The sequence below is a fragment of the Kitasatospora sp. LaBMicrA B282 genome (assembly GCF_050325825.1).
Classification (GTDB): domain Bacteria; phylum Actinomycetota; class Actinomycetes; order Streptomycetales; family Streptomycetaceae; genus Kitasatospora.
On the sequence record NZ_JBNQTI010000016.1, the window covers coordinates 68,158 to 75,121 of the forward strand.

Annotated in this window: 6 protein-coding genes; 5 read left to right on the forward strand and 1 reads right to left on the reverse strand. The window is 73.4% G+C overall.

Going from position 1 to position 6,964, the window contains the following annotated elements; translation table 11 throughout:
- Nucleotides 1-136: 136 nt before the first annotated feature.
- Entirely contained in the window at nt 137-1,216 is a 1,080-nt protein-coding gene (locus ACQRUO_RS07840; protein ID WP_428315002.1) for a LysR substrate-binding domain-containing protein, read from the forward strand.
- Nucleotides 1,217-1,367: 151 nt separating this feature from the next.
- Here the strand turns inward: ACQRUO_RS07840 and ACQRUO_RS07845 are convergent, their stop codons facing one another.
- The gene (locus ACQRUO_RS07845; protein WP_428315003.1) at nt 1,368-1,682 is read right to left on the reverse strand and encodes a WhiB family transcriptional regulator; all 315 of its coding nucleotides are present in this window, start codon (nt 1,680-1,682) and stop codon (nt 1,368-1,370) included.
- Nucleotides 1,683-2,133: 451 nt separating this feature from the next.
- On the opposite strand from ACQRUO_RS07845, the gene ACQRUO_RS07850 reads away from it, so the two are divergent.
- From ACQRUO_RS07850 to ACQRUO_RS07865, 4 genes are all read left to right on the forward strand, one after another.
- Nucleotides 2,134-2,745, forward strand: a complete 612-nt coding sequence (locus tag ACQRUO_RS07850) for a response regulator transcription factor (protein WP_014136228.1) — start codon at nt 2,134-2,136, stop codon at nt 2,743-2,745.
- A 258-nt stretch (nt 2,746-3,003) separates the two neighbouring features.
- Entirely contained in the window at nt 3,004-3,687 is a 684-nt protein-coding gene (shbA, locus tag ACQRUO_RS07855) for an RNA polymerase sigma factor ShbA (RefSeq protein WP_428315004.1), read from the forward strand.
- A gap of 407 nt (nt 3,688-4,094) precedes the next feature.
- Entirely contained in the window at nt 4,095-5,597 is a 1,503-nt protein-coding gene (guaB, locus tag ACQRUO_RS07860) for an IMP dehydrogenase (RefSeq protein WP_428315005.1), read from the forward strand.
- 191 nt (nt 5,598-5,788) lie between these two features.
- On the forward strand, nt 5,789-6,904 hold the full coding sequence (locus ACQRUO_RS07865) for a GuaB3 family IMP dehydrogenase-related protein (protein WP_428315006.1): 1,116 nt from the start codon (nt 5,789-5,791) through the stop codon (nt 6,902-6,904).
- Nucleotides 6,905-6,964: the final 60 nt, after the last annotated feature.

Below are 6,964 nucleotides of genomic sequence, written 5' to 3' on the forward strand. Positions count from 1 at the left end.
CCCCCCCCCCCCCCCCCCCCCCCCCCCCCCCCCCCCCCCCCCCCCCCCCTCCCCCCCCCCCCCCCCCCCCCCCCCCCCGTTTCCCCCCCCCGGGCCGGTCGCGTTCGCGGTGCACCGGGCGAAGTACCGTGGGCGCATGATCGAGGCTCGTCATCTGCGTGTGCTGCGCGCGGTCGCCCGCACCGGGTCGTTCTCCGCCGCCTCCCGGGAGCTGGGGTGCACCCAGCCGGCGGTCAGCCAGCAGATGAAGGCGCTGGAGAAGGCGGTGGGCCTGCCGCTGGTGGCGCGCTCCGGGCGCGGGGTGCAGCTGAGCGAGGCCGGCGAGGTGCTGCTCAAGCACGCCGCCGGGATCCTGGCCGGGCTGTCGGCGGCCGAGCAGGAGGTGGCGGCGATCGCCGGCCTGCGGGCCGGGCGGGTCCGCCTGGTCTCCTTCCCCACCGCCAGCTCCACCCTGGTGCCGGCGGCCGTGGCGCGGCTGCGGGAGGCCCATCCGGGGGTGCGGGTCTCGCTGGTGGAGGCCGAGCCGCCGGAGTCGCTGGCGATGCTGCGCGGCGGCGAGTGCGAGATCGCGCTGGCCTTCCGCTACCCGGGCGAGCCGCCGGCCCCGGCCGCCCCCGCGCACGGCGTGTCGCGGTCCGCGCGGGCCGCGGCGGTGCTGGCCGCCGCCGAGACGGCCGCCGCCGGGGACTGGTCCGACCTGGTGGTCCGCCCGCTGCTGGCGGACCCGCTGGTCGGCCTGCTGCCGGCCGGGCACCCGCTGGCCGGGCGGGCTGCGTCCGCCGGGTCCGCCGGGCCCGATGCACTGGACGGGCCCGACGGGCTGGACGGGCCGGGCGGGCCGGACGACGACCGGGCGCCGGTGGAGCTGGCCGAGCTGGCCGGGGAGCAGTGGATCGCCGGCTGCCCGCAGTGCCGCGGCCACCTGGTGGAGCTCTGCGCCAAGGCGGGGTTCGCTCCCCGGATCGACTTCGCCACCGACGACTACCCGGCGGTGGTGGGCCTGGTGGCCGCCGGGCTGGGGGTGGCGGTGCTGCCGCGGCTGGCGCTGGGCGCGGTGCGGCAGGACGGGGTGGCGGCGGTGCCGCTGCGGGCGGCCTCCGGCGGGCCCGCGGTGCGCGAGGTGGTGGCGCTGACCCTGCCGGACCTGGCCGAGGTGCCGGCCGTCGGGCTCATGCTCGACCGGCTCGCCACGGTGGCGGCCGGTCGTCGAGGGTGAGCTTCGGGTCGAGGGTGGGCTTCGGGTCGAGGGTGTGCCGGGATCGAAGGTGCAGGGGTTCGCGGGGCGGTAGGGCGGTCAGGGCAACAGGGGGCCGGACTGTGCCGGCGGAGTGAAACGTTTCTTCGGATCGGCCGACGCGCCGGGCCGGCTACTGATGGACGGTCAGTGGCACCTCGACCAGTCGGTTGCGCGCGCGGCCCTGCAACTCCTCGCGCTCGTCCTCGGTGAGGCCGCCCCAGACGCCGTAGGGCTCGCGCACCGCCAGGGCGTGGGCCGCGCACTGGGCACGCACCGGGCAGCGCATGCAGACCTCCTTCGCGCTCTGCTCACGCGAGCTGCGCGCCGCGCCGCGCTCGCCCTCGGGGTGGAAGAAGAGCGAACTGTCCACGCCGCGGCAGGCGGCGGAGAGCTGCCAGTCCCACAGGTCCGCGTTCGGACCGGGGAGTCGGGAGAAATCGGCCATGGCTCATTCCCTTCGAGTCGTCCGACAGGCGCTCGGCGAGGCTTCGAGGTGCCGGGATGGACACCTGGAAATATGACTTACAGCACGCTGTGGGACAAGTCACCCACAGAGCCACGCAACAGTCAATGATCGTACAAAAGCCCAAAAAACGGACCAAGGGGGGCAAGGTGGAGCGTCGTCCGTGCCGCGGCAATCGGGTGGCTCGGCCCTGCCGCGGGCCGTACTCCGGCGTGCGCGGTGCGCGCCCATCGCGCGTCTGACGCGCTCGGTGAGCACAAAAGTGCCGCGTTCGCCCCGCGATGCGGCTGATCCGTAATGGGTTGGCCACGTACAGTGGTGGAGATGGCCCTGAAGGCCGTAACTCATTCGAGTGACGGTCGTTGGAAGTGCGGAGAGAGTTCGTACCAGCCAGGAGGCTCAACGTGACGCGGATCAGCTGCGGAGGACGGTCATGACTTCCGTTCTCGTTTGCGACGATTCACCGCTTGCCCGGGAGGCGCTGCGCCGTGCGGTGGCGACCGTGCCGGGTGTCGACCGGGTGACCACGGCGACGAACGGTGAGGAGGTCCTCCGCCGCTGGGTGGCCGACCGCTCCGATCTCGTCCTGATGGACGTCCGGATGCCCGGGCTCGGCGGGGTGGAGACGGTGCGGCGGCTGCTGTCCGCCGACCCCGGCGCCCGGATCATCATGCTCACCGTGGCCGAGGACCTGGACGGCGTGGCGCTCGCCGTCGCCGCCGGCGCCCGCGGCTACCTGCACAAGGACGCCTCGCGGGCCGAGCTGCGGGCCACCGTGACCCAGGCGCTGGCCGACCCGACCTGGCGGCTGGCCCCGCGCCGGCTGCGTAGTCCCGACATGGGCGCCGCCCCCACCTTGACGGCCCGTGAGATCCAGGTGCTGGAGGGCATGAGCCACGGTCGGAGCAACGCCGAGATCGGCCGCGAGCTGTTCCTCTCCGAGGACACCGTGAAGACGCACGCCCGGCGGCTGTTCAAGAAGCTCGGCGCCTCCGACCGGGCGCACGCGGTGGCCCTCGGGTTCCGCTGGGGCCTGGTCCGCTGAGCTCCGGTCCGCCGGGGCCGACCCGGCGCCGGACGTCGTCGGACCGGCCGCCGCGCCCCTTCCTCCGCCGCCCGGGGGCGGGGGCGCGTCGGCTTTTCCTTGGGCGCGGCATAGGCCCTTCGGCCGCACAGGCTGCACCATGGAGGGGTGGAGCACGGCGACGGTGGCAGCGGGGGTGGGTCGGTGGCGGATAACGTTCCGGTGCACAAGTCCGGACGCGGTGCGAGGTTTTCCGACTCGACCAGGCACCATGGACCGATGCGTGACGACGAGGCCGCCGACTCCGGCGAGGTAGCACCGGCCGATGCCGTCCCCAGCGACTCCGGGGCCCGCGGCCGCAGGACGCCACAGCCCGCCGGCCCGGCCGCCGGCACCTCGCCGCTGGTCGCCGAACTGGTGGCGGCCGCGGTTCGCGGCGAAGGCCCGGCCACTGACGCACTGTTGGCATACGTCCATCCGCTGGTGCTGCGCTACTGCCGGGGCCGGCTGGTCCGGCTGCCCGGCGGCGCCCGGCACCACGTGGACGACGTGGCCCAGGAGGTGTGCGTCGCGGTGCTCTGCGCGCTGCCGCGCTACCGGGACGAGGGACGGCCGTTCGAGGCCTTCGTCTACAGCATCGCCGCCCACAAGATCGCGGACCTGCAACGGGCCGCGATGCGCGGGCCCGGTTCCACGGTGATCCCGCCGGACGACCTGCCCGAGGTGCCGGACGAGGCGCTCGGCCCGGAGGAGCGGGCGCTGCTGAGCAGCGACGCCGCCTGGATGCGCGAGCTGCTGTCCAACCTGCCGGCCCGTCAGCGCGAGCTGGTGCTGCTGCGGATCGCGGCCGGGCTCTCCGCCGAGGAGACCGGCGAGATGCTCGGCATGTCGCCGGGCGCGGTCCGGGTCGCCCAGCACCGGGCGCTCAGCCGGCTGCGGGCTCTCGCGGAGGAGTCCGCCTGACCCGCGGCCGCGGCTGCCCGACCGGCCGCCACGGCCGCCGCCCCACGCCCGCACCGGTCGTTCGGCCACCGTCGAACGTGTGGCATGGCTCACGCTGCCGCCCCGTTGTCAAGGGGACGCGACGCCGACATTCGCCGCACCAGTACCATGGGGTATCGGCGCCTGGACAGGTCGCCAAAGATCCGCGCGGGCGAGCGGTCTTTTCTTGGATGTTCCTCCAAAGCATCCGGGATTCCCCCAGAGGCCCCGCCGAGCGGCGCTTCGGTTGTCCTGGCCAGTGCCGGTGAGCGCGCGGGTGTGAGGAGGCCGTCACCACGGCCCAGCCACCCGGCAGAGCGACCCAGCGCCCCCGACCCTCACAGGGCGCATCCGATCGACCGGCCGGCCACGGGAAGGTAGTCCCCACCATGTCTCTTAACGCCGCAGGCGTACCCGAGAAGTTTGCGATGCTCGGACTGACGTACGACGACGTCCTGCTGCTGCCCGGGGAGTCCCACGTGCTCCCCAACCGGGTGGACACCTCCTCCCACGTCTCGCGCAACGTCAAGGTGAACATCCCGCTGCTCTCCGCCGCGATGGACAAGGTCACCGAGGCCCGGATGGCCATCGCGATGGCCCGCCAGGGCGGCGTCGGCGTGCTGCACCGCAACCTCTCCATCGAGGACCAGGCCAACCAGGTCGACCTGGTCAAGCGCTCCGAGTCCGGCATGGTGACCGACCCGATCACGGTCGGCCCGGAGACCACGCTGGCCGAGGCCGACGCGCTCTGCGCCAAGTTCCGGATCAGCGGCGTGCCGATCGCCGACCCGGACGGCAAGCTGCTGGGCATCGTCACCAACCGCGACATGGCCTTCGAGAGCGACCGGGGCATCAAGGTCCGCGAGATCATGACCCCGATGCCGCTGATCACCGGCAAGGTCGGGATCTCCGGCGAGGAGGCCATCGGCCTGCTGCGCCGCCACAAGATCGAGAAGCTCCCGCTGGTCGACGACGAGGGCCGGATCAAGGGCCTGATCACGGTCAAGGACTTCGTCAAGGCCGAGAAGTACCCGAACGCCGCCAAGGACGCCGAGGGCCGGCTGCTGGTCGGCGCCGCCGTCGGTGCCAGCTCCGAGGCCTTCGACCGGGCCCAGGCCCTGGTCGCCGCGGGCGTCGACTTCCTGGTGGTGGACACCTCGCACGGCCACAGCCACAACGCGCTGGAGTGGATCGCCAAGATCAAGTCCGCCGTCCCGGTCGACGTGGTCGGCGGCAACGTGGCCACCCGGGACGGCGCCCAGGCGCTGATCGACGCCGGCGTGGACGGCGTCAAGGTCGGCGTCGGCCCCGGCTCGATCTGCACCACCCGCGTGGTCGCCGGCATCGGCGTACCGCAGGTGACCGCGATCTACGAGGCCGCGCTGGCCTGCCGGGCGGCGGGCGTGCCGGTGATCGGCGACGGCGGCCTGCAGTACTCCGGCGACATCGGCAAGGCGCTGGCCGCCGGTGCCGACACGGTGATGCTCGGCTCGCTGCTGGCCGGCTGCGAGGAGTCGCCGGGCGAGCTGCTCTTCATCAACGGCAAGCAGTTCAAGTCCTACCGCGGCATGGGGTCGCTGGGCGCCATGCAGTCCCGCGGCCAGGCCAGGTCCTTCTCCAAGGACCGCTACTTCCAGGGCGACGTCACCTCCGACGAGAAGCTGATCGCCGAGGGCATCGAGGGCCAGGTGCCCTACCGCGGCCCGCTCTCCGCGGTGCTGTTCCAGCTCGTCGGCGGGCTGCGCCAGACCATGGGCTACGTCGGCGCGGCCACCGTCGCGGAGATGGAGTCCAAGGGCCGGTTCGTCCGGATCACCTCGGCGGGCCTCAAGGAGAGCCACCCGCACGACATCCAGATGACCGTCGAGGCGCCCAACTACACCAGCCGCTGACCCGCACCAGCCGCTGACCGGCACCGAACCGCTGACCGGACACCGACCGGAAGCTGATCGGACGTTGCCCGTCCGGTAACCGGCCCCGGAGCCGTCCGGAAAGGCCCGCCACCGCCCCGGTGGCGGGCCTTTCCGCGTCCGCGGGGGATACTGGGGGCGATCGTGAGCAGCAAGCAGCAGAGAGGCTCGAAGTGACTGAGATCGAGATCGGGCGAGGCAAGCGCGGCCGGCGGGCGTACTCCTTCGACGACATCGCCGTCGTCCCCAGCCGCCGTACCCGGGACCCGAAGGAGGTCTCGATCGCCTGGCAGATCGACGCCTACCGCTTCGAGCTGCCGTTCCTGGCGGCGCCGATGGACAGCGTGGTCTCGCCCGCGCAGGCCATCGCGATCGGCCGCCTCGGCGGCCTGGGCGTGCTCAACCTGGAAGGCCTCTGGACCCGCTACGAGGACCCGCAGCCGCTGCTCGACGAGATCGCCGCGATCGGCGACGAGGCCGCCGCCACCCGCCGGCTGCAGGAGATCTACACCGAGCCGATCAAGGCCGAGCTGATCGGGCAGCGGATCAAGGAGGTGCGCGAGTCCGGCGTGGTCACCGCCGCCGCGCTCTCCCCGCAGCGCACCGCCGAGTTCTCCAAGGCCGTGGTCGACGCCGGCGTGGACGTCTTCGTCATCCGTGGCACCACGGTCTCCGCCGAGCACGTGTCGGGCGCCGCCGAGCCGCTCAACCTCAAGCAGTTCATCTACGAGCTGGACGTCCCGGTGATCGTCGGCGGCTGCGCCACCTACACCGCGGCGCTGCACCTGATGCGCACCGGCGCGGCCGGCGTGCTGGTCGGCTTCGGCGGCGGGGCCGCCCACACCACCCGCAACGTGCTGGGCATCCAGGTGCCGATGGCCACCGCGGTGGCCGACGTGGCCGCCGCCCGCCGCGACTACATGGACGAGTCCGGCGGCCGCTACGTGCACGTGATCGCGGACGGCGGGGTCGGCCACAGCGGCGACATCGCCAAGGCGGTCGCCTGCGGCGCGGACGCGGTGATGATCGGCGCCGCGCTGGCCCGCGCCACCGACGCGCCCGGCCAGGGCTTCCACTGGGGCATGGAGGCGGTGCACCAGGAGCTGCCGCGCGGCAAGCGGGTCAACCTCGGCACGGTCGGCACCACCGAGGAGATCCTGGCCGGCCCCTCGCACACCCCGGACGGCACCATGAACCTGTTCGGCGCGCTGCGCCGGGCGATGGCCACCACCGGCTACTCGGAGCTCAAGGAGTTCCAGCGGGTCGAGGTGACGGTCAGCCACCGCTGACCGTTCGTCAGTGGACGCAGCAAGGAGTACGGCGCAGGGCCGGGGCGATCGATCGCCCCG